Genomic DNA, 26,318 nt, shown 5'->3' with positions numbered 1-26,318 from the left:
TGTTAATTCTTAATCTGACATCTTGTCATATTTGCTAATTTTCACTTATATTTGCGCTTTTAACATTCCCATGGAAAAGATTATTGAAGAAAGCAAACAAGGCGAAAGTCTTGTTTTAGAAAATAAGCCCGAAAACACCAAAAAACTTTTTATAGAAAGTTACGGTTGTGCTATGAATTTTTCAGACAGTGAGGTTGTCGCATCGATATTATCGACTAACGGATACAACACCACTCAAAAACTAGAAGAGGCTGATTTAGTTTTAGTGAATACTTGTTCGATTAGAGACAAAGCCGAACAAACGATTAGAAAGCGACTAGAAAAATACAATGCTGTAAAACGAATTAATCCAAAAATGAAAGTTGGCGTTTTAGGATGTATGGCGGAACGTTTAAAAAGTCAATTTTTAGAAGAAGAAAAAATTGTAGACTTGGTTGTTGGACCAGATGCATACAAAGACTTACCCAACTTACTAAATGAAGTTGAAGAAGGTCGCGACGCTATTAATGTAATTCTATCCAAAGAAGAAACTTATGGTGACATTGCTCCAGTTCGATTAATGAGTAATGGAGTTACTGCTTTAGTTTCTATAACACGTGGTTGTGACAATATGTGCACGTTTTGTGTTGTTCCATTTACCCGAGGTAGAGAAAGAAGTCGTGAACCTCAAAGTATAATGAATGAGATTCAAGAATTACAAAACAACGGATATAAAGAAGTTACTCTTTTAGGACAAAACGTAGACAGTTATTTATGGTATGGTGGCGGATTGAAAAAGGATTTCGTCAATGCTTCTGAAATGCAAAAAGCCACAGCTGTAGATTTTGACCAATTACTCGAAATGGTGGCTGTAGGTTTTCCAAAAATGAGAATTCGTTTTTCGACTTCCAATCCGCAAGACATGCACGAAAGCATTTTGCATGTTATTGCAAAATATCCTAATATTTGTAAACATATCCATTTACCTGTTCAATCTGGAAGCAACCGAATTCTAAAAGAAATGAATCGTTTGCATACTCGAGAAGAATATATGGCACTTATTGACAAAATCAATACAATTATCCCAAATTGCGCTATCTCTCAGGACATGATTGCGGGATTCCCAACCGAAACCGAGCAAGACCATCAAGATACATTGAAGCTGATGGACTATGTTAAATATAGCTTTGGGTACATGTACAGTTACTCTGAACGTCCAGGAACTTTAGCAGGAAGAAAAATGGAAGATGATGTTCCGGAAGAAACAAAAGCAAGAAGATTACAAGAAATTGTAGATTTACAACAAGCCCACGCTCGATACAGAACAGAACAATACATCGGTCAAACCGTAGTAGTTTTAGTTGAAAAAGTATCCAAAAAGTCGCCAAACGAATTCTCTGGAAGAAATTCACAAAGCATCACTGTTGTTTTTCCAAAAGAAAACTATAAAATAGGTGATTTTGTTAATGTACTAGTAGAACGAACAACTGGCGCTACACTTATTGGTAAAGCAATTGGGCTTAGCGAGATGAATTAAGAAAAAGTTTAATAGTTTAAAATGGCTTAAAGTCGTTCCAAAAAACAACTTGAAACCATTAAACACTTAAACCTTTAAACGAAACAATATGGAAACAGTTCAAGCAATAAAACAACGATTTGAAATTATTGGGAATGACCCAAAACTCAATCGCGCCATCGAAAAAGCCATTCAAGTGGCTCCAACAGATATTTCGGTTCTGGTCTCTGGTGAAAGTGGTGTGGGGAAAGAAAACATACCTAGAATAATTCATTCTCTTTCTCATAGAAAACACGGCAAATACATTGCCGTAAACTGTGGTGCCATCCCTGAAGGAACTATTGATAGCGAACTTTTTGGTCACGAGAAAGGCGCTTTTACTGGAGCAACGAATACGCGTGAAGGCTATTTTGAAGTTGCCGATGGCGGAACCATATTTCTAGACGAAGTGGGAGAACTTCCTCTTACTACGCAAGTTCGTTTACTGCGTATTCTTGAAAATGGTGAATTCCTAAAAGTTGGTTCGTCTCAAGTACAAAAAACGAACGTTCGAATTGTAGCTGCCACCAATGTTAATCTTTTTGATGCCATTGAAAAAGGAAAATTCAGAGAAGATTTATACTATCGTTTAAGTACGGTAGACATTACTTTACCTCCTCTTCGCGACCGTAAAGACGACATTCATTTATTGTTTAGAAAATTTGCTGCCGATTTTGCGCATAAATACAAAATGCCTCCATTAAAACTAGACGATAACGCCGTTCATATATTGCAAAAATTTCGTTGGAGCGGAAACATCAGACAGCTAAGAAACGTTGCAGAGCAAATTTCTGTTTTAGAAACCAATCGCGATATTAATGCGGCTACTTTGCAATCGTATCTCCCAATGGAGAGTAGTAACTTGCCTTCTGTAATCAAAGACAAGAAAAACGATAGTGATTTTAATACCGAAAGAGAAATTTTATACAAAGTGCTTTTTGATATGAAAAGTGACTTGCACGATTTAAAAAAACTGACGTTAGAGCTAATGCAAAACGGAAGTTCTAAAGTGCAAGAAACCAACCAAAATTTGATTCAAAAAATTTATGGTTCAAAATCAGACAGCGAAATTGAATTCGAAGAAGAACCGAGAACAGCTGTAATTACGACTCAAAATATTGATAACAATTATCAAGAACCAGAAGAAAACTATCTTTTTGCCGAAACCATTGAAGAAGAAGAAATTCTGAAACTAGAACAAAAAGAAATCGAGCTGATTAAAAAATCATTAGAAAAAAACAAAGGAAAGCGAAAAGCCGCCGCCGATGAATTAGGCATTTCAGAACGCACTTTGTATCGAAAAATCAAACAATTTGATTTGTAAGAAGTAATTGTGATTCAAAAATAGCAACAGTACCTAATACAAAACAGTGAACCTTTCACTTTATATTATATGAAAAAAATACTTTATTTATCTGCCGTAGTAAGTCTTCTATTACTGAACAGCTGTGGTGTATACAACTTCACAGGATCAGGAAAAATAGACGCTAAAACCTTTCAGGTCAATTTCTTTCAAAACAATGCCGAGTTGATTGAACCTGGTATCGACCGAAAATTCACCTTACAATTACAAGAATTAATTCAGAATCAAACCAATCTAAACCTAGTAAAATACGGTGGTGATCTAGTATATGATGGAGAAATTACCGATTACCGAATCAGTCCAATGACCGCAACCGCCGATCAAAAAGCGGCTCAAAACCGTTTAAAAATCAGAATTAATGTTCGTTTTACTAATAAAAACAAAGAAACCGATAACTTTGAAAAACCATTTGAGTTTTTCTATGATTATCCTGCTGACCAACAGTTAACAGGTTCTACATTGACTGCTGGTCTAAAAGAAATTTTTGATAGAATTTCGCAAGACATTTTTAATGAATCACTTGCTAAGTGGTAATCTAATTAATCCTATCTTGATTATAAAATGAACGTTACTGATTATACCTTTTTGATAAACAAACCCGATACTATTAATAGTGTCTATACGGATGCACTTGGAAATATTCTAAATGAATTTCCCTACTTTCAAAGTGCAAGAGCCTTGCGTTTAAAAGGTCTTTTCAACCAAAATAGCTTCAAATACAATTATGCATTAAAAGTGACAGCGGCCCATACTACAGACCGTTCGATACTATTTGATTTTATTACCTCAGAACATTTTGACACCATACAAAATGATTTGTACGACAAAAAAAATCTCGAACTGATGAATATGGAAGTGGTAGATAGTGAAATCGTACATCCAAAAACTATTTTGGAACAACAACAAAAAGCACTAGAATTATCTATACTCACGTCTATAAAAGAAGCGACTAATAATAACGATACTATTTCCGATAACGAATCGGAATCGGTTATTGAACTCGGCAAACCCATTGACTTCACTCCAAATGAAAAGCACTCCTTTCAGGAATGGTTACAATTATCGAGAACACAGCCTATCGACCGAAGCATAGAGAGCAATTCAAAAACCTTCGAAGATAGTATGGAAGAAGAAAGAAAGAAAAAAGCAGCATTGATTGATAAGTTCATAGAAACCAATCCTAAAATTGCACCAATTAAACCCGGTTCTGCTCCAGCTCCGCAATTTGAACTCAATTCTTCAGACAATACCCACTTAATGACCGAAACTTTGGCGAGAGTTTACTTGGAACAAAAAAAATATCAAAAAGCGATACAAGCTTATGAAATATTAATTTTGAAATATCCAGAAAAAAGTAGTTTCTTTGCAGACCATATATCAGAAATAAGGAATTTACAAAATAACAATAATTAAACAATGAGCACATTTTCAATTTTTTTAGTTTTAATAACTATAGTTTGTTTTTTACTAATCGTAGTAATTATGGTTCAAAACCCTAAAGGTGGCGGATTATCATCATCAATAGGAGGATCACAAATGTTGGGTGGTGTTCAAAAAACGACTGACTTTTTAGACAAAAGTACTTGGACATTAGCTACTATCTTGATTGCTTTAATTTTGCTTTCTAGCTTAAGCTTTTCAGGATCTATGAGTGATACAGATTCTAAAATCATCGAAAAAACTGAAACTGCTGCTCCACAAACAGCTCCAGTACAAAATGCACCTGCAACACCTGCTGCACCTGCTACAAAATAATAGAAACCTATACATTATAAAATGCCAGCCTGTCAAAGCTGGCATTTTTTTTAGGAAAAATTGTCAGTTTATAAGGGTTGGCACAATTTCTGAAATTCAAGAATCGATTAAAAATTAATTCAAAATAAAAAATAAAAACCATGGCATTAAACATTAAACCCCTATCGGATAGAGTTCTTATCGAACCTGTTGCCGCTGAAACAAAAACAGCTTCAGGGATTTTTATTCCTGATACCGCAAAAGAAAAACCTCAAAAAGGAACTGTAATTGCTGTTGGTAACGGAACCAAAGACCACGCAATGACAGTAAAAATAGGTGATACCGTACTTTATGGTAAATATGCGGGTACAGAATTAAAATTAGAAGGAACCGATTATTTGATTATGCGCGAGGATGACATTCTTGCAATAATCTAAAATCCCCTCCCGACCTCCCCAAAGGGGAGGAGATTAGAATAAATAAAAAAATTCACTAACACACACCCATCTCGACTCCCTCCCTTTTGGGGAGGGCTGGGGTGGGGAAAAATTTAAAAAAATGGCAAAAGATATTAAATTTGATATTGAAGCACGTGACGGTTTAAAACGTGGGGTAGACGCATTAGCTAATGCAGTAAAAGTAACACTTGGACCAAAAGGACGAAATGTTATTATTGGAAAAGCTTTTGGAGGACCAAATGTAACGAAAGATGGTGTAACGGTAGCTAAAGAAATCGAATTGAAAGACCCATTAGAAAATATGGGAGCTCAAATGGTAAAAGAAGTAGCTTCAAAAACCAACGACTTAGCGGGTGATGGTACTACAACTGCAACTGTTTTAGCGCAAGCCATCGTAAAAGAAGGTTTAAAAAACGTAGCCGCTGGAGCCAATCCAATGGATTTAAAAAGAGGAATCGACAAAGCTGTTGAAGCTATTGTTGCCGACTTAGCCAAACAAGCTAAAGTAGTAGGAAGTGATTCTGAAAAAATCAAACAAATTGCTTCTATTTCTGCCAACAATGACGAAGTTATTGGTGAATTAATCGCTACTGCTTTCGCAAAAGTTGGAAAAGAAGGTGTAATCACTGTTGAAGAAGCCAAAGGAACTGAAACCTTTGTTGATGTAGTAGAAGGAATGCAATTCGATAGAGGCTATTTATCTCCTTACTTCGTAACGAATCCAGAGAAAATGGAAGCTGAATTAGAGAATCCATTCATCCTTTTATACGATAAAAAAGTTTCTTCATTAAAAGAATTATTGCCAGTTTTAGAACCGGTAGCACAATCAGGAAAACCATTATTAATTATTGCAGAAGATGTAGATGGCGAAGCTTTATCAACATTGGTAGTAAACAAATTACGTGGTGCCTTGAAAATTGCTGCTGTAAAAGCACCTGGCTTTGGAGATAGAAGAAAAGCAATGTTAGAAGACATCGCAATCTTAACAGGAGGAACTGTAATCTCTGAAGAAAGAGGCTATACTCTAGAAAATACTACTATCGATATGTTAGGAACTGCCAACAGAGTAACGATCGACAAAGACAATACTACTATTGTAAACGGTGCTGGAGATACGGAATTGATCAAAAACCGTGTGAACCAAATCAAAGGTCAAATGGAAACTACGACTTCTGATTACGATAAAGAAAAATTACAAGAGCGTTTGGCTAAACTAGCTGGCGGTGTTGCTGTTCTTTATGTAGGTGCTGCTTCTGAAGTAGAAATGAAAGAGAAAAAAGACAGAGTTGACGATGCTTTGCACGCTACTCGTGCCGCTGTAGAAGAAGGTATTGTTGCTGGTGGTGGTGTTGCTTTATTGCGAGCTAAAAATGTGTTAAGCACGCTTAAAGCGGACAACCCTGATGAAGCTACTGGTATCCAAATCGTTTCTCGTGCGGTAGAAGCTCCTTTGAGAACTATTGTAGAAAACGCTGGACTAGAAGGTTCTGTTGTAGTAGCAAAAGTTGCCGAAGGTACTGGAGATTTTGGTTACAATGCCAAAACAGATGAATATACTGATATGCTAAAAGCAGGGATTATCGATCCTAAAAAAGTAACTCGTGTAGCTTTAGAAAATGCAGCTTCTGTTTCAGGAATGATCCTAACTACAGAATGTGCTTTGATCGATATTAAAGAAGAAAATGCCGGAGGCGGAATGCCAATGGGTGGTGGTATGCCAGGAATGATGTAATTTCAAGTACGAGGTACGATATACGAAGTAAGAAGTTAAAAATAAAAAAAATCCGAAGTTTAAAAGCTTCGGATTTTTTGTTTCTATTAACTAAGGACTAATCACTGTTCACTAATTATTCTGGTCGCTTTTTTAACATCTTCATAAAAACCGGAATAGTTGATACTAAAATGATTCCAATCACAATATATTCAATGTGTTTTTTCAAGTCGATACCATATTCCAGAAAAATGCCATACAAATAATGTCCCGCGAAAATTAACAAAAATGCCCACAAAAAAGAGCTTAGTATATTAAAGAACATAAACTTCTTCTTATCCATCGATACAATTCCTGCAACTATGGGCGCAAACGTTCTGAAAATAGGTAAAAATCTAGCATAGATAATGGCTTTTCCTCCATACTTTTCAAAGAAATCTTTCGATTGCAACAAATACTTTTTCTTGAACCAAAACGTATCTTCTTTTTTAAATAAGTAATAGCCGCTTTTCGCGCCAAACCAATACCCTACCGTATTTCCTAATACACCAGCAATAGCGACCATAATAGACAAAAAAGTTACATTGATAAAATCGCTTTCAACAACAAATAAATTTTCGACTAAATCACGACTATAAATTCCCGAAAGAAAAAGTAAACTATCACCTGGAAGAAAAAAACCTGCGAAAAGTCCTGTTTCAGCAAAAACAATAAACAAAACTACATACAACCCAATTTGAACGCCACCAATACTTAATGTGATATAAAACTCAGGATTTAACAATTGGGTCCATTCAAAATTATTCATATTCGGGTTTTAATTTGGATTTATAAAGGGGTGAAATTAGGGATTTTTTAACAAAGGCACAAAATAAACCCTTATTTTAAAGTTTTATTAACGGTTTAAAAAAACACCCAAAACAAGAGTCTTGGGTGTTCTAAAAAACTATTCTTTCCTTTCATACAAACAACACGAATGCAAATTATCATAATCTTCTTTGGTTGCTTTTACCTCATCCGTATCATGACCCACTTTTGCAATTGCCTTTTTAACATCAAGAAGGGAACACTTTTCTTCATTGAGAATTAAAGATAATTGATGCGAAGGAACATCCCAAGTTGCTGACTTCACTCCTTCTACCGAAAGAGCTGCTTTTTGAATACGTTTTTGACACAAACCGCAATTCCCGTTTACCTCGGTTACATATTTAGCATTTTTGTTCTTTTTTTCTTGTGCTTGAGCAACAAAACCTACTAAAGCAACTAATACAACTAAAACTATTTTTTTCATGATTTCTATTTATTTAAAGTTTATTTTATTTTAAAACGTAGGCCTGCATAATACATTTGACCAAAGATTGGCGCATATACAATTGAGGCATCAAAAGTAGGCCCAAAAGGGGTTTCTGCTCCAAGTATTGCTTTGCTTTGCTTGTAATTCCCAATATTTTCTCCTCCAACATATATTTCAAAGCTAGAAGAAAACACGTGTGTTACTTGAGCATTAATCAAGTTATAAGAAGGTGAAAACTCAGGCAAACGATCTTGAGCAGGATTCGAGGCTGTTACTGGCAATTGTTGTTTGCCTAACCAGTTATAAGTCGCATCAAAACGCCATTGACTTCCAGATTCACTTCGTCCTGTTTCATATTCTAAATTTCCAAAAAACCGATGCTTCGCCTGCAAAGGTCTTTGATAAACACCTGACAAATATTGCGTTTGAATATCATAATACTTATAAGCAGAACGCAAACTAAAACGATTCGCTAGTTCATAATTGAATTCGATTTGCAAACTCGTCGCATAGGACTTCCCCTTTAGATTATAAAACAAAACCTGCTGTGGCGATTGCATAACATCGACTACGGCTTGATTTTGAAAATCGGTTCTGTAAAGATCAAATCCTGCATCACCGTTTCGTCCAAACAATTGAAATTTTTGATTAAAACTTAGACCGTAATTCCATGCAATCTCTGGATTCAAACCATAGATTTTTCCATCGGTATCCAAAACAGAAAGCGTTCTAGAGCTAGCAAACAACGATTGGTTCTCGGCAAAAATATTCGCCGCGCGTTTTCCTCTTCCTGCTGAAAAACGAATCACCGATTTTTCCCAAGGATTGTAACGAAGATGTAAACGTGGCGTTACAAAAGTCCCCAATCGATTGTGATTATCGACTCTTCCACCCAAAACTAAACTAAAATTATCATCGTTATCATACGTATACTCAAAAAAAGCACCTATCGAATTATCTACTCTTCCATAATCTATCAACCCCACAAACTCATTGTAGTTATCGTTTGCAAAGTTGATTCCTGTCGCAAACTTATGTTTGGTATTGTTAATGATAGAATTGAAAATCAAATTCGAATAAAAGCTACTTTGCTTAATATCATACACATTCAATCCGTAATACGAATTTTGATCATGTAACGTAAAAGCATTTTGAAAACCTATACTTTGAAACGGCATATCTTTGAAGACATAGCCCACTTTTGTAGCCAAATCCAATCGTTGTGTATTGATTTCAGAACCCCAACGACTAGTAGTACCTCTGTCTTTATCTGGATCAAAATCAACCTCTCCCGATTGCTTTTTGTCATTCATATACCTGAAATTGATAAAACTCACAAGACCTTTTTCGGCATCATAATATTGGTAGCGATTCATAACATTAATTTGCTTCGCCAACGGATTATCCATAAATCCATCGTTGTTCTGATCCATTTTAGATACACGAGTGTTACCGTGTACAAACAAACTACTACTCCATTTTTGAGACAATTGCGTGTTAAAATGCGTGTTTAACTCAAATCGAGAATCGGTAGAACCGTAGGCATTCAAAAAGAAAGGAATATCGTTGATAGGCTTAATCAATTCGGTGTTTATTTGACCCGAAATGCTCTCATAACCATTCACCACACTTCCCGCACCTTTGGTAATTTGAATACTTTCGACCCACGTTCCTGGAGTAAACGACAGTCCATAAGCTTGTGAGGCACCACGAACAGAAGGCACATTTTCCTCAGTAATCATCAGGTACGGACTCGTCAAACCTAACATTTTGATTTGCTTCGTGCCCGTCAAAGCATCCGAAAAATTAACATCGATAGAAGGATTGGTCTCGAAACTTTCGGCCAAATTACAACAAGCTGCTTTAAGCAACTCTTTGCTGGTTACCAAGGTAGTGTTGGTGGTAACCGTGAAGGATTTTTGCAATCCTTTTCGCTTTTTGGTCACCTTTACTTCGTCTAGATTTTCTTGTGAAAAAACCGGAAACGCGAGTAAAATGGTGGCTAAAAGCACTATTTTTTTATACATTGTTTACTCTGATTTATGCCGTCGTTTCAGCTTATTTTGGGCGTAACCCCATTAAGTTAAGGGTTAAATGATAAAATGATTGCTGATTTTCGATTAACGATTTCTGATGTGTAAACCATTGAAAAAACTAGTCTTTTTTATTTATTAGCACAAAATCTAAAATCAAGAATCGTTACTCTTCAATCTAAAATTTCTTAACTTAATGACATTGGCTGCTATCCCTTACGCAAACCTGCACATAAGGACAAAAGTGCTCAAACGACAACTGTTTATAAAATTTTCAAGAAATTAAATAAACAAAATCAGGCGTAAAAAATGTATTGATGGTATAATTGGTAAAGCGGCGGTGCATTGATAGCGACATAAAAATCGTTAACTACCGCTTTTTGAAAATGAAGTGTTCTAGCAAAAACTGGAACTTGTTGCACAGCCACTAAGAAAGGAGTCGAAATATCAAACAGTACAATTTTCACAGTCGCATTATCCGACTTTTTTTCAAAATGCACCACTTTATCTTTACAGCAAGAATCTTTTTCGACAACTGCTGTTTTCTCACAACAACCATCAGGCTCTGTCAAAGATAAAAGTTCAGAATGCAAACTTATCGCAACAATAGAGTCGCCACAATAATGCACATTAAAAGCCATTCCTATATTGGAAACCAATAATAGGAGTGCCAAAAATAAACTAGTGCTCTTCTTTACATTCATGATACAAAACTAATTCTTTTCTCTTTCTAAAGTACTAATAAAATGTTATTTATTACTTTTCATCTTTTGATAATAAAACCCCGGAATAAAAAGCAGAATAAAAATCGGTTGAATCAAAAACCTACGCACATAAAAAAGAAGCAAATAATTTTGATTCTGAAAAGAAAGGAGACAAAACAAGACAACTACTAGCAAAACAAAAAAAACTACAAATAAAATCCCCGAAAACTGAACCATATCTAGGTCTTTAAAAAGAACATATAACAAAGCCAAGGATAACAGAGAATTCAATCCATATCTAAAAAGCAAGCCAAAAAACAAACAAAAGGAATCGTACTTTGGCAGAGGCGAATTAGCATAATCTCCTTTAAAAAAACTTAAAAAAGGGTCATAAAACAGTTGCGTCTCATATTCACGGATTAGCGCAAAAAGAAAAATCACCAGCAGCCCAAGAACGATTTTGCCTTTATTTTGAAGTAGATTTTTTACCATAAGAAGAAAAATAGTTGACCCAGATAAACCAAAGAATAAAAACAACCCCATAAATAAACAGCGGAAAAATCACGCCATGCAAAAGATGTTCGTAGGCCGGAAAACGATACAAAAGAACGCTCAAAACCGCAATTCTAATCACGTTGAGCAGATAAATCAACACACTACCTCCAATCAAAAACAACAAAGCAGTGGTTATCCTTCCTGCAAAAGCCATCACAAAGGAAACAAAAAGAATCACAACACTTATAGCATTACATCCTTCAATTATTCTTGCCACTTCTTTTTGATGCATCAAGATACTGATTTTGGTCTTGTTGTCATACACCACAGCCGAATTGGAATCGAATACTTGCAATACTTTTTCAACATGACTAGCCACAAGACGGGTGATGCCATCGATTTGATTCTTTTCATATCCAGACAAATACCACTGGTATAAAAAAGTGAGCAAGATAAACGCAAGTAAGAAAGTGCCAATGAATTTCAAAAAAGGCTTGTAAAGCGTCCAATAGTTTTTCAAAATTGATTTTTTTTCAAATTTATGTAATTTATAAGACCCGCATTAAATACTTTTGTATAAAATATTTTTAAAATGACATTTCAAGAATTACAACCAAAAGTAATTGCCATTACAAGCAACGATACTTCCACAAGAGACGAGAAATTACTAAGCATTTGCCAACTGCTGAACGAATCTATTGCATACTACAATTGGGTAGGATTTTACTTCGCCAATCACGATGCCAAAACCTTGCACTTAGGGCCTTATGTAGGCGCCGAAACAGATCACACGGTTATTCCTTTCGGAAAAGGAATTTGCGGACAAGTAGCAGAATCAAATGCGAACTTTGTAGTGCCTGATGTGGCAGCACAAGACAACTACATTGCGTGCAGCTTCACCGTAAAATCAGAAATTGTAGTACCGCTATTTGTAAATGGCATAAACATTGGTCAAATCGACATTGACAGTCACGTGATCGACCCTTTCACGGAAGCCGACGAACGATTCTTGGAGTTTGTGAATGAAGAAATTGCGAAGTTATTTTAAGGAATTCATCAATTTATCACTCATAATTGATATTTTTTTTATACTTTTGCACCCGTCTTACAAGAGCTGTAAGTCATACATAAAAATCATTTAAATAATATTAGCATGTATTTAACTAAAGAAGTTAAAGCGGATATTTTCGCTAAGCACGGAGGAAAAGCAGAAAACACGGGATCTGCAGAAGGACAAATCGCTTTATTTACACACAGAATTAGCCACCTTACTGAGCACTTGAAAAAAAATCGTCATGATTACAACACAGAGCGTTCTTTGGTACTATTAGTAGGTAAAAGAAGAGCTTTGTTGGATTACTTGAAGAAAAAAGAAATCAACAGATATCGTGAGATTATCAAAGTATTGGGTATTAGAAAATAATCAATATAAAAAAGAGGTGCGAGAGTGCCTCTTTTTGTTTATACATTACGCGCATTTTACAAGAAAAAAAGTTTGGTTTTTCATTGGGTTTTAGAAACAACAACTACACACAACAACTACAACACAACTAAAACCCATTTAATAACCATTAAGGAAAAAATTTATGATTCCACAATTATTTGTAGAAAGTATCGATTTAGGTGATGGCAGAAGCATCACAATCGAGACAGGACGTTTAGCCAAACAAGCGGATGGTTCTGTAGTAGTTAGAATGGGCGACACGATGATCCTTGCCACAGCAGTTTCAGCACGTAGCGCCAACCCAGCGGTAGACTTTTTACCTTTGACGGTAGATTACCGCGAAAAATTCGCAGCAGCAGGTCGTTTTCCAGGTGGTTTCTTCAAAAGAGAAGCACGCCCTAGCGACAGCGAAGTATTAACCATGAGATTAGTAGACCGTGTTTTACGTCCGCTTTTCCCAGACGATTACCATGCTGAAACACAAGTTATGATTCAGTTGATGTCTCATGATGAAGAAGTAATGCCAGATGCATTGGCTGGTTTAGCGGCATCCGCAGCATTAGCAGTATCTGATATTCCTTTTTACAATTTGATTTCCGAAGTACGTGTTGCACGTATTGATGGTAAATTTGTAATCAACCCAAGTAGAGAAGACTTAGCAAAATCAGACATCGACATGATGATTGGAGCTTCTATGGATTCTGTAGCGATGGTGGAAGGCGAAATGAAAGAAATTTCAGAAGCCGAAATGGTAGAAGCCATCAAATTTGCACACGAAGCGATTAAAGTTCAAATTGAAGCACAATATCGTTTACAAGCTGCTTTTGGTAAAAAAGAAACTCGTACTTACGAAGGAGAAAAAGAAAACGAAGAAATTTACAAAAAAGTTAAAGCGGCGGCTTACGATAAAATTTATGCTATCGCAAAAGTAGGTTCTGCTAAACACGAAAGAAGCGCTGCATTTGCTGAAGTAAAAGAAGAAGTAAAAGCTTTATTTACTGAAGAAGAATTGGCGGCTGACGGTGATTTAGTTTCAAAATATTTCTACAAAACCAACAAAGAAGCCGTTCGTAATGTTGTATTAGAATTAGGTGTTCGTTTAGATGGTAGAAAAACCACTGACATTCGACCAATTTGGTGCGAAACAAATTATTTACCAAGAGTTCACGGTTCTTCATTATTTACTCGTGGAGAAACACAAGCTTTGGCTACCGTAACTTTAGGAACTTCTAGAGAGGCTAACCAAATCGACTCTCCATCAGAACAAGGTGAAGAGAAATTCTATTTACACTACAACTTCCCTCCTTTCTCTACAGGTGAAGCAAAACCACTAAGAGGAACTTCAAGAAGAGAAGTAGGTCACGGAAACTTGGCACAACGTGCGTTAAAAAACATGATTCCTGCTGATTGTCCTTATACCATTCGTGTGGTTTCTGAAGTATTAGAATCTAACGGTTCTTCTTCTATGGCAACCGTTTGTGCAGGAACAATGGCTTTGATGGATGCTGGAGTTCAAATGGTAAAACCAGTTTCTGGAATTGCTATGGGATTGATTACTGACGGAGAGAAATTTGCGGTATTGTCTGATATTCTAGGAGACGAAGATCACTTAGGAGATATGGACTTTAAAGTAACGGGAACTGCTGACGGAATCACTGCTTGTCAAATGGACATCAAAATTGATGGATTGCGTTATGACATCATGGAACAAGCCCTTAACCAAGCTCGTGACGGACGTATGCATATTTTAGGCAAATTGACTGAAACGATTGCTACACCTAGAGCCGACGTTAAAGCACACGCTCCAAAAATCATCACTAGAACCATTCCTGGAAACTATATTGGTGCCTTAATTGGTCCTGGTGGAAAAGTAATTCAAGAATTACAAAAAGCTACAGGAACGACCATCGTAATCAACGAAGTAGACGAGCAAGGTGTGATTGAAATCTTAGGAACGGATCCTGCTGGAATCGAAGCAGTATTAGCAAAAATTGCTTCTATTACTTTCAAACCACAAATGGGAGAAGCGTATGAAGTGAAAGTAATCAAAATGCTGGACTTTGGTGCTGTGGTAGAATATACTGCTGCTCCAGGAAACGAAGTGTTATTGCACGTTTCCGAATTAGCTTGGGAAAGAACTGAAAACGTTGCCGATGTTGTAAAAATGGGAGATGTTTTCCAAGTGAAATACTTAGGTATTGATCCTAAAACTCGTAAAGAGAAGGTTTCTAAAAAAGCATTAGTACCTAGACCTCCACGCGAAGAGAAAAAAGAATAGCAATTCTCAAATAAAGGTTAATTTCCAAAAGCCCCTTATTCATTATGACTAAGGGGCTTTTTTTGCATAAAAGCCAACCCAATCTCTATGTTACTGACACATATCACAATAAAAATTAAAAAAAATCAGACAACTTTACATTTAATTCACATAAAAAAAATATCTTTAATCTTTTTAACCTTATAAATCATTTACAAACATGGCATTTACAGTTATTCAAAACACAAAAATTAACACAACTCCTTTTACTTTTTCAAGCCCAGGAACAGTACAATATCCTGTTTCTCCTTTGGTTTCGGCAAAATTCTACACCCCAACAGGTGGTGCTTTGACCCTAAAAATTAGAGCTACTTTATACATGAACTCCGAGGACACTATCCCACCAACAGTGCAAACGCCAATAGAATCTGGCAATGTACTAACCATGAACTACGATTACAATTTCTCGGAAGAAACCCCAGAAAGTTGCGATGTATATTATGTAGAAGTAGATTATACTTCAGACACTGTTGCCAATATAACAGAAATTGATTCTTTTATGGTAAATGAAGACCCTGTGACTTCTAGAGGGACTGTGACAACAGTGGGACAATAATATATCTAAGAAACATAAACTTCATTGTCTAATCTCTCAAAAGAATCAAACAATGAAGTTTATTTATTATTGGCTTAATTAAAAAAAGCTTACTGCAAATGACAAAATTGAAACTATTTTTAATTTTATTTTTTTTCATCCAACCTCTTACTCTGCTATCTCAAGAGGAAACAGTAAATATTGTTTTCAACAAAGTGTTAAAACAAAAATCAATCGAGTTTAAAAACGAATTAAACTTTAATAAAGCACAATATTTTTTTTCCAAGCAGAAATGGGACTCTACTTTAGTTTATTGTATGAAACAATTAAACTCGAGTCGAAATAAAGAATTAACCGACTATTGTCATTATCTAAGAGGAAATTCTTTTAGACAACTAAAACTATTCAAAGAAGCAAAATATGAAGTTATTAAAATTTCTAAAAATTTTTACTTTTACCCATTAGTCAATAAAAAATTAGGAGAAATTTCATTAGAACTAAAACAATTCAAGAAAGCCATTTATTATTTCAAAAAAGTAGAAAAAATTCCAATTCCAAATCAACAAGGTTATAAAATAAGTATTATTTATCAAAATTTAGGCACTAGCTATTTACATCTAAATCAATTTCCAGAAGCCGAAGAATACTTATTTAAAAGTCTTCAACTTCAAGAAAAAGAGAATGATAGTATATCTATATTTGGCATATACAATGACATAGCTAATTTATATTATGTCCAATACAAAGACGCACAAGCCATTCCCTATTTTGAAAAAGCGTATTCATTATCAAAAAAAATAAATGCCTTTGATAAAAAAAGAGATGCCTCTTTAAATATGGCTGTCGTTGAAGAAAACCGCGGCAATTTCAAACAAGCCCTAGCCTACCGCAAAGAATCAGAGCAATGGAAAGATTCCCTCAACAATCAAAACAAAGTCTGGGCACTAGCAGATTATGAAAAAAAATATGCCGTTGCCCAAAAACAAAAACAAATCTCAGTACTCAAAGTAGAAAATGAATTAAAAAATACGCAACGCAATACCATGTTTTTCTCCACCATAGGTTTGCTACTCCTTTTAACAGGTGGTGTTTATGTCTATGGGCAAAAGGTAAAAAATGCTAAAATCATTTTAAGCCAAAAAGAAAAACTAGACGAGCTCAACGCAACCAAAGACCAACTGTTTTCTATTGTTAGTCACGATTTGCGTTCGTCCGTCAATGCACTCAAAACCAGCAACACCAAACTCACCAACTCCCTAGAATCCAAAAACTACGACGAACTCGACAAACTCCTTCATCAAAACAGTGCGATTGCCAACAGCGCTTATAGTTTACTAGATAATTTGTTACATTGGGCGTTATTACAAACCCAACAATTGTATTTTCATAAAGATTCAGTGCATTTGTTTTCTATTGTACAACAAATAGAATACAGCTACAAACCCCTACTGTTAGAAAAAACAATTGCCTTTGAAAACGAAGTGTCCAAAAACGGTTTCATCTTCGTAGATCTCGATTCGTTAAAAATCATTTTGCGCAACTTGTTGGACAATGCTATTAAATTCTCTCCAGAACACAGCAGCATTCGTTTTTATAGCCTAGACACCCCATCCGAGTTCCATCAATTGATTATTGAAGATCAAGGCATTGGAATGAGCCCAGAAACCATAGCCGAGTTATTAGAAGACAACGAACTATTGGCCAAGAAAAGCAATTCAGAAATCATAGGAACGGGACTTGGCATGCAATTATGCAAACAAATGATTAAAAAAAATGGTGGCACGCTCGCCATAGAAAGCGAACTCAACAAAGGCACTAAAATGATTTTATCATTCCCTAAAACCGTATAATATGGATACCATCAACATTCTAATCATTGAAGACACGCTAGAAGAAAGCAACACTTTAAGCAAAGTACTTTTGGAAAACAACTACAACATCGTTGGGGTAGCAAGAACCTTTAAAGATGCCTTAACGCTGTTTTATAGCCAAAAAGTAGATATTGCCATCATAGATGTTTTTTTGGATGGAAAACCCGATGGTATTGCTTTTGCTGAAGCGATTAGCATAGTGCCCAATGCCGTAAAGCCTTTTGTATTTTTAACCAGTTCGCAAGACCGTCAAATCTTCGATAGAGCCAGACTTACCAAACCGTTTAGTTTCTTAATGAAACCCTTCAACCCCTTAGAAATTTTGTACGCTATTGAAATGGCAGTAGAGAAATTTTATGCCCAAAGCCAAGTCTTTCAAAGCGAAGAACAAGATACCGTGGTGAGCCATGAGTATTTGTTTATCAAGAAAAAAAATGCCTTAAAAAAAGTAGCCTTAAAAGACATCCTCTACATCGAAGTGGAAGAACGGTATTGCAACATCATTACCGAGAAAGAAAAATTTGTGATTTTAATTTCGCTGACCAAAATTAGCGGCTTACTCAACTCTAATCAATTCATTAAAACCCATCGCAATTACTTGGTCAATGTAAACAAAATCGAAGAAATCATCCTTGCCGACAATTTAATCATCGTACAAGGCGGACACAAAGTCAACCTAAGCGACACCTACAAAGACTTCATTAAGAAAATGAATATTTTGTCTTAAAAAAACATACAATCCCAACCAACAAGTCTCCTAATAAGGAGATTTTTATACCAATTGAGAACAGTGCTTTTATGACAAAAAAAAGGTGACTGATGACAATGTCTTTCATACATCGATCCAATCAAATTACTTTTACGCTATAATTAACAAAGCAACTAAAATGAATATAGCAGCAAAAAACCAATTTGAGATGAAACTTTTGAAACAACTTTTAACTGCCAAACTAAATCCATGGATTGGAATCCTGGTTTCCTTGCTAATAATAGTGCCAAGTTTGTATCAAATTCTAGATGATGTAACAGTTTTAAGAAAAGAATATCTTTTTTTAGCTATAGGTTTTCCTTTGTATGTCAAATCTTTAAAAAACCTTTTTGACGAAATCCTAAAAACCACTGATGACCTATAAATCAAATACTTAAACAACCAAATAAGATTTTTTTTTCAATCAACCACCCCAACTTTCATAGTAAAGTTGGGGTATTTTATTTTTTCATTGAAAAAAAATGATAAATATGTAACTTTTTTGAAATACCACTCGTATAACATTTGTACACTTAAACCATAAGGAGACAAATACCATGAGACAACTTAAAATCACCAAGCAGGTCACCAATCGTGAAACTGCATCATTAGACAAGTACTTACAAGAAATAGGAAAGGTAGACTTAATTACTGCCGATGAAGAAGTAGAATTAGCACAAAAAATTAAAGCCGGTGATCAAAGAGCTTTAGAAAAACTCACTAAAGCTAATTTACGTTTCGTAGTATCTGTTGCTAAACAATATCAAAACCAAGGATTAACATTACCCGATTTGATCAATGAAGGAAACTTAGGATTGATTAAAGCCGCACAACGATTTGATGAAACTCGTGGTTTCAAATTCATTTCGTACGCTGTTTGGTGGATTCGTCAATCGATTCTTCAAGCTTTAGCAGAACAATCACGTATTGTTCGTTTGCCATTAAACAAAATTGGTTCTATCAATAAAATCAACAAAATGTACGCGTTATTGGAGCAATCTAATGAGCGCCCACCTTCTGCAGAAGAAATTGCAAAAGAGCTAGACATGACTGTAAATGACGTTAAAGAGTCTATGAAAAACTCTGGTCGTCACTTATCGATGGATGCCCCTTTAGTTGAAGGAGAAGATTCTAACCTTTACGACGTTTTACGTTCAGGAGAATCTCCAAACCCAGATAGAGAATTAATTCACGAATCCTTACGTACGGAAATTGAGCGTTCTTTAGAAACGCTTACTCCAAGAGAAGCGGATGTAGTACGTTTGTATTTTGGTTTAGGGGATCAACACCCAATGACTTTAGAAGAAATTGGAGAAACATTTGACTTAACTCGTGAGCGTGTGCGTCAAATTAAAGAAAAAGCTATCCGCAGATTAAAACACACTTCTAGAAGTAAAATCTTAAAAACCTATTTAGGATAAAATATAAATTCCAAAAATCTTATATTTGGAATTTTACCACAAACAACAGTCTGATTAACTGTTCGTTTTTTGATTGATGATTGAAAACTCCGGCTGATTACCGGAGTTTTGTTTTTTGCAGGGCAAACAAAACACCGGTCAGTTCGCTTTGCTCGGGTATCCGGAGTTTTGTTTTTTGCAGGGCAAACAAAGCTAAAAAATTCTGTTTTACAACATGCTTTAATCTGTATCAATTCTTTGCAAACTTTGCGATTAAAAAAATTATCTTTGCAAAAAAATAACACAACACAACAATGAGCAAAAACACAATTATAGCTCCATCGGTTCTTGCAGCCGATTTTGCAAATTTGCAGCGCGATGTAGAAATGATTAACAATAGTCAAGCGGATTGGTTCCATATTGACATCATGGATGGCGTATTTGTACCTAACATTTCGTTTGGTATGCCTGTACTTGAAGCTATTGCAAAACATGCCACTAAAACAATAGATGTACACTTGATGATTGTTGATCCTGATCGTTATATTAAAACATTTGCTGATTTGGGTGCCAATGTATTAACCGTTCATTATGAAGCTTGCAATCACCTTCATCGCACTTTACAAGCGATTAAAGCTGAAGGAATGCTAGCGGGTGTTGCCATCAATCCGCACACTTCAATTGATTTATTAGAAGAAGTAATCCACGATATTGACTTAGTTTGTATCATGAGTGTTAATCCAGGATTTGGAGGACAATCATTTATCGAGAACACCTATAATAAAGTAACCAAATTAAAAGATTTAATTATTAAAAAGGGAGCCAACACTATAATTGAGATTGATGGCGGAGTAACTAATAAAAACGCAGCAGCATTAGTAGAAGCTGGTGCTGATGTTCTGGTAGCTGGAAGTTTTGTTTTCAAAGCGACAAATCCAACAGCAACTATAGCAGATTTGAAACAAATTACTACGCTATAAAAAACTAAAACAAAAGGCTATCTTTTTCTAACAAGATAGCCTTTTCTTTTAGCAATTATCAATCAAAAACTGAATCAAATCGGTTGTAGTAACGATTCCCATAAGCAATTCCCCTTCACATACAGGCAAAGCATGAAAATCATTGTGGGCTAAAATTTTTGCCGCTTCTTTTATTGTCGTTTCTGGCCCTACAGTTGTTACTTTTTTCACCATCACCTGCTCTACAGAAAACAGGTTATAAACCGTAGTATCAATCACTTCTTCGTCGTCATCTATTGCATCTGCGAATGAGATTCGCAACAAATCGGTATAGCTCAAAATACCTAAAATCTTATTTCCATTAACAACTGGAATATGTCTAATTTTATGGTGTTTGAATAGCGATTCAGCTTTAGTTAAATCATCCGTCAACTGTAACTTTACTAAATTTTTGGACATTATTTCGGAAACCGGGACATTGCTTTTCATAATCTTAACTTTTAAATATATCCAAATATAAAATAAAAAAAAGGCAAGAAACCTGATGATTATCAGGCAGAAAGTAATTATTTTTCTATAGTATAAATGAAACTAAAAATTCTTTTATAACTAAATAAAAAGGTTTTCGTTATAATTGATCATTCGTTTTACATGAAAATATAATTGAGGATGGATCATCTTAAAATCATTGGGGGTTTCAAAGAAATGCTCAAGCAATACCGAAATAAACTCAAACTGATTTTCATAAGCATACAATCTTAAATAGCCTTTTTCATTTAGCTCCTGAATCAAATTTGGCGTCTTATAAATGGTTACTATTTCAGTATATTCATCCTGAAAAATCACCGCATTTACATCTCTTTTTTTCAAACAATGAAAATGCAACACATGAGCAAATTCGTGCAATCCCAAATTGATATTATCCGAAGCTACCCCATGACCCAACAAAAAATCTTCCCAAGAAAAAACGACAGTCTTCATCCTCGGGTTAAATTCACCCTTATGAAACACATCATTTAGTGTAGAATAATAAGCGGTGGGGTAAATCAAAATTCTTTGAAACAAGTCACTTAAATAGTGTCTCATCCCAAAAGTTAACATCACATATGTTCCTGAAATGAGTATGATTATCTCATCGGTGATTGCAATATCATGGCCAATAAATTCATATTTGGTTATGAACTTATTTATTCTATGTTCAAAATAACGCTTCTTACTAGAAGTCAATCTATTGTAAAAGGGGAAATTTTGACTCAAAATTTTTCTTTGCTCTTCAGAAATACTACTTGGAAGTAAATGCCAATACACCACCAGAGGTTTGTTATAGAAAAACACATAAATAGGTTCAACTATATTAAAGAAAAGAAAACCTAATCCTATAAGTACTAATAAAAATTGTAGCAAAAATGACTCCATTGATTAAATACTTACAGTTATTCCATAAAAAAAAATGAGAAATATAATCATTCCTCATCTTTATTGGTGACCACGGCAGGGTTCGAACCTGCAACCCTCAGAGTCGAAATCTGATATTCTATCCAGTTGAACTACGCAGTCAATAGTTATAAAATTAAATTTTAAAATTCCAAACTCCAAAAAAATGGAATTTGGAATTAAATAAAACTTTAAAATTAAGACAATAACTTTTTCACTATAGTAGATATTGTTTTGCCATCAGCTTTTCCAGCTAATTCAGCAGATGCCAATCCCATTACTTTACCCATAGCTGCCATTCCTGATGCATCATTATCCGCAATGATTTTTGCTACTACTGCTTCCACTTCTTCTTCACTCAATTGAGCAGGTAAAAACTTTTCAATAACAGCTGCTTGCAACAACTCTGGTTCAGCCAAATCAGCTCTTCCTTGTTGTGTATAAATAGCCGCACTATCTTTTCTTTGTTTTACCAAACGTTGTAATAATTTGATTTCTTCTTCTTCAGCAATTTCTTCTTTTACACCACTTTCTGTTTGCGCTAAAAGTATAGCTGATTTAACTGCTCTTAAGGCTTCTAGAGCCAAAGTATCTTTTGCTCTCATGGCGTTTTTTATTTCGTCCATGATACGTACTGATAAACTCATTATGTAGTATGTTTAATTTGTTTTTTTTCTTTTGAATGGCAATCTGCTACTTACATTTTCGTCTAAAATGTACAAGCGGTAAAAGCAATGCAAATTTAGGACATTTAACTGGTATTAACAACTCCAGAAAAGTTTCCAAATTTTTATAAAAAATCAAAAAAATAGCCTGAAATAGGTTTCAGGCTATTTTTTCTTTTACATCAATACTTAATCTACATTATCATGCAAATAAGAATTATTAGAACGAAATTGTAAATCATTATTACTGTCTGTACTTACAGAAATTCTTGAATTTTGATTCACCGCTTGCGTGTTGGTCAAATCCACTCCAAGACGTTTGTATGCAGGTTCTCTTTCTAACTCATCAATTCTAGTTATGTTATTATGAAACTTATAATTGAATTCTTTTAGTTTTTTTCTTCTCTCTTCCGCTCTGAAACGAAGGGTTTCTTCAATAGTCATGTCCATAGGAGAAACCGACTCAGGCGCCATTTCATTTGTTTCGACTGGAGTCACTTGTTTCATGGTAATATTTAGCTCTGCAGGAATTTCTTCTTGTTTCGCTTGTGGTTTTGATTGTACAAAATCATTCTCTACTTCCATGTACTCTTCCAATGAATATTTAATAACACCATTATCCGTTAACTCAGTCACAGGTACAAATTGAATTGGCTGAACCACATTAATGTTACTTGCATCATTTGACAATTCAAAAACCACTTTTTCTTCTGCAATTGGCGCCGTTGGAGTGACAAAAGTTGGTTTTGAAGTTACTGGTAAATCAAAAGTAAAGGTAGTTTGTTTTTGCTCCTCTACCATAATAGCTTGAGGAATTTGAACCTCTTCTTTGGAAGGAAGCGATATATTAAAATCAAAATCTTCAATCGGAGACACGATTTCAAATGTAACATCTAAATTTTTAATAAACTCAGACATTACAATCAGTTCGTCGTTGTTCATTACCGGTTTTTTTACTTCCAAAACAACTGGCGTTTCTTCCTCAATTTCTTCTTCCAATTCAAACACTACTCGCTCAGCTGTAGCATCTGAAGGCGTTTCGTTTAAACTAAATGAAGCTACTGGCGTATTGATCAAATTGTGCACACTTCTTTGTTCTTCTTCTAAAGTGTGAATGATTTTCTTAGGCTCTGTATTTACGATTTCATTTTGCTGCTCTACGTCGAAACCAGTTGCAATAATTGTTACAGAAATAGCATCTCCTAATAATTCGTCTTCACCTACTCCCATAATGATATTAGCATTATGGCCTGCTTCATTTTGAATATGATCGTTAATTTCTCCTATTTCATCAATGGTAATTTCGTTGGTTCCTGAAACGATAAGCAACAATACGTTTTTGGCACCTGTAATTTTATTATCGTTTAACAAAGGGGAATCCAAAGCAGCAATAATGGCCTCCTTAGCTCTATTTTCGCCAAGAGCCGTTGCAGAACCCATAATTGCTGTTCCACTATTATACAATACCGTTTTAGCATCTCTTAAATCGATGTTTTGTGTATAGTGATGCGTAATTACTTCAGCAATTCCTCTTGAAGCCGTTGCTAATACTTCATCGGCTTTAGAAAAACCTGCTTTAAAACCTAAATTACCATATACTTCTCTTAATTTGTTGTTATTGATAACAATTAAAGAGTCTACTTGCTTACGTAACTTTTCGATACCAATAATAGCTTGTTCTTGACGAACTTTACCTTCAAATAAAAATGGTAAAGTAACAATACCTACTGTTAAGATATCTCTTTCTTTGGCTAATTGAGCAATTACTGGCGCTGCACCTGTTCCAGTTCCACCACCCATTCCTGCAGTGATAAAAACCATTTTGGTATTGCTGTCCAACATTTTCTCAATATCGCCGATACTCTCTATCGCAGATTGATGTCCAACATCTGGATTAGCTCCTGCACCAAGTCCTTCGGTTAAATTTACTCCCAATTGAATTTTGTTGGGTACTGAACTATTTTGTAAAGCTTGTGAATCTGTGTTACAAACTATAAAGTCAACACCATTAATTCCTTGCTTAAACATATGGTTAATAGCATTACTACCACCACCACCTACTCCAATAACTTTAATTACATTTGATTGGTTTTTTGGTAAATCAAATGAAATGCTTCCAAATTCTGAGTTGCTTGTCATCTTATTGGGTTTTTGAAATTCTTATTTATATTATTTGCTCTTTAGGTTGGGACAAAAAGGGCATTTATTTTATTATTTATTCTGCGTTATCTAAAAATTCTTTGATCTTGTCTACATATTTATCCAGAAAAGATCGTCTTATTTTAGTCTCTGTAGACTCTGCACTTGGTATGTGTCTTTCTTCTTTTACCTCTAAATCTACTACAACCGGTTTTTCGATTTCAGGCAATGGTGCTGTTTCAACCACGCGTTCTCTATAATAAGGTGCCCTTTCTATCACAGGACTTTTCTCAATTTTGATAGCACTTTGTGTTTTTTTCTCAATACTATTCATTACCAAACCTACCGCAGTAGCATACAATGGACTTGAAATTTCTTCATCGGAATTACCTGCCAAATGCTCATTTGGATAACCAATTCTAGTATCAATTCCTGTAATATATTCCACTAATTGCTTAATATGCTTTAATTGAGCACCTCCACCTGTTAAAACAATTCCTGCGATTAGTTTTTTACGTGGGTCTTCGTGACCATATAATTTGATTTCGGCAAAAACTTGTTCAATAATTTCTACGACTCTTGCGTGGATAATTTTAGATAAATTTTTCAAAGAAATCTCTTTAGGCTCTCTTCCTCTGATTCCTGGGATAGAAACAATTTCATTGTCTTTGTTCTCCCCAGGCCAAGCGGAACCAAATTTTACTTTCAACAATTCAGCTTGTTTTTCCACAATAGAACATCCTTCTTTGATATCATCGGTAATTACATTTCCTCCAAAAGGAATTACCGCTGTATGTCTGATGATGCCATCTTTGAAAATAGCCAAATCTGTAGTTCCACCACCAATGTCAATCAAAGCAACTCCTGCTTCTTTTTCTTCTTGACTTAATACTGCATCAGATGAAGCTAAAGGCTCTAAAGTCAAACCAGATAACTCAATTCCTGAACTTTGAATACATCTTCCTACATTTCGAATAGATGAAGCTTGTCCTACAACAATATGGAAACTACTTTCTAATCGTCCTCCGTACATCCCAACAGGTTCTTTGATGTCAGATTGTCCATCAATTTTAAACTCTTGTGGAAGAACGTGTATAATTTCCTCACCAGGCAACATGGCCAACTTGTGTACTTGACTAATCAATAAATCAATATCACAATCACCAATTACTTCTTCTGGATTATTTCGACTGATATAATCGCTGTGTTGAATGCTTCGAATGTGTTGACCCGCAATACCAACAACTACATCTTTAATTTTATAACCTGAATTATTTTCTGCTTCAAAAATAGCTTGTTGAATAGATTGAATGGTTTGAGTAATGTTGTTAACAACACCTCTAGCCACACCTAAGCTTTTGGACTTTCCAACACCCAAAATTTCCAACTTCCCATATTCATTTTTTTTGCCAATCATGGCAACTATCTTGGTTGTTCCAATATCTAGACCTACCGCAATATTCTCTTTTTCCATTTTCTA

At 35.1% G+C, this 26,318-nt stretch carries 27 protein-coding genes and 1 tRNA gene; 16 read left to right on the top strand and 12 right to left on the bottom strand.

Going from position 1 to position 26,318, the window contains the following annotated elements:
* The first annotated feature begins 70 nt into the window (after positions 1 to 70).
* The 7 genes from miaB (at position 71) to groL (ending at position 6,821) form a co-directional block, all read left to right on the top strand.
* Complete coding sequence (miaB, locus tag O9307_RS02130; protein ID WP_298294861.1) at positions 71 to 1,516, top strand: tRNA (N6-isopentenyl adenosine(37)-C2)-methylthiotransferase MiaB; 1,446 nt, start codon at positions 71 to 73, stop codon at positions 1,514 to 1,516.
* 88 nt (positions 1,517 to 1,604) lie between these two features.
* Positions 1,605 to 2,858 (top strand): sigma-54 dependent transcriptional regulator, encoded by a 1,254-nt coding sequence (locus O9307_RS02125; RefSeq protein ID WP_298294859.1) that lies wholly within the window; start codon positions 1,605 to 1,607, stop codon positions 2,856 to 2,858.
* Positions 2,859 to 2,927: 69 nt separating this feature from the next.
* Positions 2,928 to 3,431 carry an LptE family protein gene (locus O9307_RS02120; protein ID WP_298294857.1) on the top strand — a complete coding sequence of 168 codons (504 nt, stop codon included), beginning with the start codon at positions 2,928 to 2,930 and terminating at the stop codon, positions 3,429 to 3,431.
* Positions 3,432 to 3,458: 27 nt separating this feature from the next.
* Complete coding sequence (locus O9307_RS02115) at positions 3,459 to 4,310, top strand: tetratricopeptide repeat protein (protein WP_298294855.1); 852 nt, start codon at positions 3,459 to 3,461, stop codon at positions 4,308 to 4,310.
* Positions 4,311 to 4,313: 3 nt separating this feature from the next.
* Positions 4,314 to 4,652 carry a preprotein translocase subunit SecG gene (gene secG, locus O9307_RS02110; RefSeq protein ID WP_159690734.1) on the top strand — a complete coding sequence of 113 codons (339 nt, stop codon included), beginning with the start codon at positions 4,314 to 4,316 and terminating at the stop codon, positions 4,650 to 4,652.
* A gap of 140 nt (positions 4,653 to 4,792) precedes the next feature.
* Positions 4,793 to 5,068, top strand: coding sequence for a co-chaperone GroES (locus O9307_RS02105; protein ID WP_298294851.1), 276 nt, complete (start codon positions 4,793 to 4,795; stop codon positions 5,066 to 5,068).
* Positions 5,069 to 5,189: 121 nt separating this feature from the next.
* Entirely contained in the window at positions 5,190 to 6,821 is a 1,632-nt protein-coding gene (groL, locus tag O9307_RS02100) for a chaperonin GroEL (RefSeq protein ID WP_298294849.1), read from the top strand.
* A 115-nt stretch (positions 6,822 to 6,936) separates the two neighbouring features.
* On the opposite strand, the gene O9307_RS02095 is transcribed toward groL, so the two are convergent.
* The 6 genes from O9307_RS02095 to xrtF form a co-directional block, all read right to left on the bottom strand.
* Positions 6,937 to 7,608: a VTT domain-containing protein gene (locus tag O9307_RS02095; RefSeq protein ID WP_298294847.1), complete on the bottom strand. Its 672-nt coding sequence runs from the start codon at positions 7,606 to 7,608 to the stop codon at positions 6,937 to 6,939.
* A 138-nt stretch (positions 7,609 to 7,746) separates the two neighbouring features.
* On the bottom strand, positions 7,747 to 8,091 hold the full coding sequence (locus O9307_RS02090) for a heavy-metal-associated domain-containing protein (protein WP_298294845.1): 345 nt from the start codon (positions 8,089 to 8,091) through the stop codon (positions 7,747 to 7,749).
* Positions 8,092 to 8,111: 20 nt separating this feature from the next.
* Positions 8,112 to 10,121: a TonB-dependent receptor gene (locus tag O9307_RS02085; RefSeq protein ID WP_298294843.1), complete on the bottom strand. Its 2,010-nt coding sequence runs from the start codon at positions 10,119 to 10,121 to the stop codon at positions 8,112 to 8,114.
* A 302-nt stretch (positions 10,122 to 10,423) separates the two neighbouring features.
* On the bottom strand, positions 10,424 to 10,831 hold the full coding sequence (locus O9307_RS02080; protein ID WP_298294841.1) for a hypothetical protein: 408 nt from the start codon (positions 10,829 to 10,831) through the stop codon (positions 10,424 to 10,426).
* Positions 10,832 to 10,876: 45 nt separating this feature from the next.
* Positions 10,877 to 11,323: an exosortase F system-associated protein gene (locus tag O9307_RS02075; protein ID WP_298294839.1), complete on the bottom strand. Its 447-nt coding sequence runs from the start codon at positions 11,321 to 11,323 to the stop codon at positions 10,877 to 10,879.
* On the bottom strand, positions 11,298 to 11,846 hold the full coding sequence (xrtF, locus tag O9307_RS02070) for an exosortase family protein XrtF (RefSeq protein ID WP_298294837.1): 549 nt from the start codon (positions 11,844 to 11,846) through the stop codon (positions 11,298 to 11,300). The genes O9307_RS02075 and xrtF overlap by 26 nt, the downstream gene beginning before the upstream one ends.
* A 72-nt stretch (positions 11,847 to 11,918) precedes the next feature.
* Between xrtF and O9307_RS02065 the strand changes: the two genes are divergently transcribed.
* The 9 genes from O9307_RS02065 to rpe all read left to right on the top strand — a co-directional run bounded on the left by O9307_RS02065 (position 11,919) and on the right by rpe (position 20,621).
* Positions 11,919 to 12,374, top strand: a complete 456-nt coding sequence (locus O9307_RS02065; RefSeq protein WP_298294835.1) for a GAF domain-containing protein — start codon at positions 11,919 to 11,921, stop codon at positions 12,372 to 12,374.
* Positions 12,375 to 12,479: 105 nt separating this feature from the next.
* On the top strand, positions 12,480 to 12,749 hold the full coding sequence (gene rpsO, locus O9307_RS02060; RefSeq protein ID WP_298294833.1) for a 30S ribosomal protein S15: 270 nt from the start codon (positions 12,480 to 12,482) through the stop codon (positions 12,747 to 12,749).
* Between the two features lie 163 nt (positions 12,750 to 12,912).
* Positions 12,913 to 15,048 carry a polyribonucleotide nucleotidyltransferase gene (locus tag O9307_RS02055; RefSeq protein ID WP_298294831.1) on the top strand — a complete coding sequence of 712 codons (2,136 nt, stop codon included), beginning with the start codon at positions 12,913 to 12,915 and terminating at the stop codon, positions 15,046 to 15,048.
* A 199-nt stretch (positions 15,049 to 15,247) separates the two neighbouring features.
* Positions 15,248 to 15,643 (top strand): hypothetical protein, encoded by a 396-nt coding sequence (locus tag O9307_RS02050; RefSeq protein WP_298294829.1) that lies wholly within the window; start codon positions 15,248 to 15,250, stop codon positions 15,641 to 15,643.
* 296 nt (positions 15,644 to 15,939) lie between these two features.
* The gene (locus O9307_RS02045) at positions 15,940 to 17,472 is read left to right on the top strand and encodes a tetratricopeptide repeat-containing sensor histidine kinase (protein WP_298294828.1); all 1,533 of its coding nucleotides are present in this window, start codon (positions 15,940 to 15,942) and stop codon (positions 17,470 to 17,472) included.
* A 1-nt stretch (position 17,473) separates the two neighbouring features.
* A complete protein-coding gene (locus O9307_RS02040; protein ID WP_298294826.1) occupies positions 17,474 to 18,220 on the top strand; it encodes a response regulator transcription factor in 747 nt (248 codons plus the stop codon).
* Between the two features lie 160 nt (positions 18,221 to 18,380).
* Positions 18,381 to 18,626, top strand: coding sequence for a hypothetical protein (locus O9307_RS02035; protein WP_298294824.1), 246 nt, complete (start codon positions 18,381 to 18,383; stop codon positions 18,624 to 18,626).
* A gap of 172 nt (positions 18,627 to 18,798) precedes the next feature.
* Positions 18,799 to 19,662 carry a sigma-70 family RNA polymerase sigma factor gene (locus tag O9307_RS02030; RefSeq protein ID WP_026707723.1) on the top strand — a complete coding sequence of 288 codons (864 nt, stop codon included), beginning with the start codon at positions 18,799 to 18,801 and terminating at the stop codon, positions 19,660 to 19,662.
* 293 nt (positions 19,663 to 19,955) lie between these two features.
* Positions 19,956 to 20,621: a ribulose-phosphate 3-epimerase gene (rpe, locus tag O9307_RS02025; RefSeq protein WP_298294822.1), complete on the top strand. Its 666-nt coding sequence runs from the start codon at positions 19,956 to 19,958 to the stop codon at positions 20,619 to 20,621.
* Between the two features lie 48 nt (positions 20,622 to 20,669).
* Here rpe and O9307_RS02020 read toward each other — a convergent pair whose 3' ends face one another.
* The 6 genes from O9307_RS02020 to ftsA all read right to left on the bottom strand — a co-directional run bounded on the left by O9307_RS02020 (position 20,670) and on the right by ftsA (position 26,312).
* Positions 20,670 to 21,089, bottom strand: coding sequence for a CBS domain-containing protein (locus tag O9307_RS02020; RefSeq protein ID WP_298294820.1), 420 nt, complete (start codon positions 21,087 to 21,089; stop codon positions 20,670 to 20,672).
* 120 nt (positions 21,090 to 21,209) lie between these two features.
* Positions 21,210 to 22,016, bottom strand: a complete 807-nt coding sequence (locus O9307_RS02015) for a zinc-dependent peptidase (protein WP_298294818.1) — start codon at positions 22,014 to 22,016, stop codon at positions 21,210 to 21,212.
* A 64-nt stretch (positions 22,017 to 22,080) separates the two neighbouring features.
* A tRNA-Arg gene (locus O9307_RS02010) sits at positions 22,081 to 22,157 on the bottom strand.
* Positions 22,158 to 22,231: 74 nt separating this feature from the next.
* A complete protein-coding gene (locus O9307_RS02005) occupies positions 22,232 to 22,681 on the bottom strand; it encodes a GatB/YqeY domain-containing protein (RefSeq protein WP_298294815.1) in 450 nt (149 codons plus the stop codon).
* A 207-nt stretch (positions 22,682 to 22,888) separates the two neighbouring features.
* Complete coding sequence (gene ftsZ / locus O9307_RS02000; protein ID WP_298294813.1) at positions 22,889 to 24,838, bottom strand: cell division protein FtsZ; 1,950 nt, start codon at positions 24,836 to 24,838, stop codon at positions 22,889 to 22,891.
* A 76-nt stretch (positions 24,839 to 24,914) separates the two neighbouring features.
* Positions 24,915 to 26,312, bottom strand: a complete 1,398-nt coding sequence (gene ftsA / locus O9307_RS01995) for a cell division protein FtsA (RefSeq protein WP_298294811.1) — start codon at positions 26,310 to 26,312, stop codon at positions 24,915 to 24,917.
* Between the last annotated feature and the right edge of the window lie 6 nt (positions 26,313 to 26,318).

The organism is Flavobacterium sp. (assembly GCF_027531905.1).
Taxonomy (GTDB): domain Bacteria; phylum Bacteroidota; class Bacteroidia; order Flavobacteriales; family Flavobacteriaceae; genus Flavobacterium.
Note: the sequence above shows the minus strand (reverse complement) of the source record. Positions and strands in the feature narration are given on the sequence as shown.

Excerpts from the sequence above, each read along its gene's own strand:
- O9307_RS02045 (WP_298294828.1), top strand. The coding sequence starts at position 15,940 with ATGAAACAATTAAACTCGAGTCGAAATAAAGAATTAACCGACTATTGT.
- O9307_RS02005 (WP_298294815.1), bottom strand. The coding sequence starts at position 22,681 with ATGAGTTTATCAGTACGTATCATGGACGAAATAAAAAACGCCATGAGA.
- O9307_RS02050 (WP_298294829.1), top strand. The coding sequence starts at position 15,248 with ATGGCATTTACAGTTATTCAAAACACAAAAATTAACACAACTCCTTTT.
- rpsO (WP_298294833.1), top strand. The coding sequence starts at position 12,480 with ATGTATTTAACTAAAGAAGTTAAAGCGGATATTTTCGCTAAGCACGGA.
- O9307_RS02030 (WP_026707723.1), top strand. The coding sequence starts at position 18,799 with ATGAGACAACTTAAAATCACCAAGCAGGTCACCAATCGTGAAACTGCA.
- O9307_RS02075 (WP_298294839.1), bottom strand. The coding sequence starts at position 11,323 with ATGGTAAAAAATCTACTTCAAAATAAAGGCAAAATCGTTCTTGGGCTG.
- O9307_RS02035 (WP_298294824.1), top strand. The coding sequence starts at position 18,381 with ATGAATATAGCAGCAAAAAACCAATTTGAGATGAAACTTTTGAAACAA.
- O9307_RS02015 (WP_298294818.1), bottom strand. The coding sequence starts at position 22,016 with ATGGAGTCATTTTTGCTACAATTTTTATTAGTACTTATAGGATTAGGT.
- miaB (WP_298294861.1), top strand. The coding sequence starts at position 71 with ATGGAAAAGATTATTGAAGAAAGCAAACAAGGCGAAAGTCTTGTTTTA.
- O9307_RS02055 (WP_298294831.1), top strand. The coding sequence starts at position 12,913 with ATGATTCCACAATTATTTGTAGAAAGTATCGATTTAGGTGATGGCAGA.
- O9307_RS02040 (WP_298294826.1), top strand. The coding sequence starts at position 17,474 with ATGGATACCATCAACATTCTAATCATTGAAGACACGCTAGAAGAAAGC.
- rpe (WP_298294822.1), top strand. The coding sequence starts at position 19,956 with ATGAGCAAAAACACAATTATAGCTCCATCGGTTCTTGCAGCCGATTTT.
- O9307_RS02090 (WP_298294845.1), bottom strand. The coding sequence starts at position 8,091 with ATGAAAAAAATAGTTTTAGTTGTATTAGTTGCTTTAGTAGGTTTTGTT.
- O9307_RS02120 (WP_298294857.1), top strand. The coding sequence starts at position 2,928 with ATGAAAAAAATACTTTATTTATCTGCCGTAGTAAGTCTTCTATTACTG.
- groL (WP_298294849.1), top strand. The coding sequence starts at position 5,190 with ATGGCAAAAGATATTAAATTTGATATTGAAGCACGTGACGGTTTAAAA.
- O9307_RS02105 (WP_298294851.1), top strand. The coding sequence starts at position 4,793 with ATGGCATTAAACATTAAACCCCTATCGGATAGAGTTCTTATCGAACCT.
- O9307_RS02115 (WP_298294855.1), top strand. The coding sequence starts at position 3,459 with ATGAACGTTACTGATTATACCTTTTTGATAAACAAACCCGATACTATT.
- O9307_RS02080 (WP_298294841.1), bottom strand. The coding sequence starts at position 10,831 with ATGAATGTAAAGAAGAGCACTAGTTTATTTTTGGCACTCCTATTATTG.
- ftsZ (WP_298294813.1), bottom strand. The coding sequence starts at position 24,838 with ATGACAAGCAACTCAGAATTTGGAAGCATTTCATTTGATTTACCAAAA.
- secG (WP_159690734.1), top strand. The coding sequence starts at position 4,314 with ATGAGCACATTTTCAATTTTTTTAGTTTTAATAACTATAGTTTGTTTT.
- O9307_RS02125 (WP_298294859.1), top strand. The coding sequence starts at position 1,605 with ATGGAAACAGTTCAAGCAATAAAACAACGATTTGAAATTATTGGGAAT.
- O9307_RS02095 (WP_298294847.1), bottom strand. The coding sequence starts at position 7,608 with ATGAATAATTTTGAATGGACCCAATTGTTAAATCCTGAGTTTTATATC.
- ftsA (WP_298294811.1), bottom strand. The coding sequence starts at position 26,312 with ATGGAAAAAGAGAATATTGCGGTAGGTCTAGATATTGGAACAACCAAG.
- O9307_RS02020 (WP_298294820.1), bottom strand. The coding sequence starts at position 21,089 with ATGAAAAGCAATGTCCCGGTTTCCGAAATAATGTCCAAAAATTTAGTA.
- O9307_RS02085 (WP_298294843.1), bottom strand. The coding sequence starts at position 10,121 with ATGTATAAAAAAATAGTGCTTTTAGCCACCATTTTACTCGCGTTTCCG.
- O9307_RS02065 (WP_298294835.1), top strand. The coding sequence starts at position 11,919 with ATGACATTTCAAGAATTACAACCAAAAGTAATTGCCATTACAAGCAAC.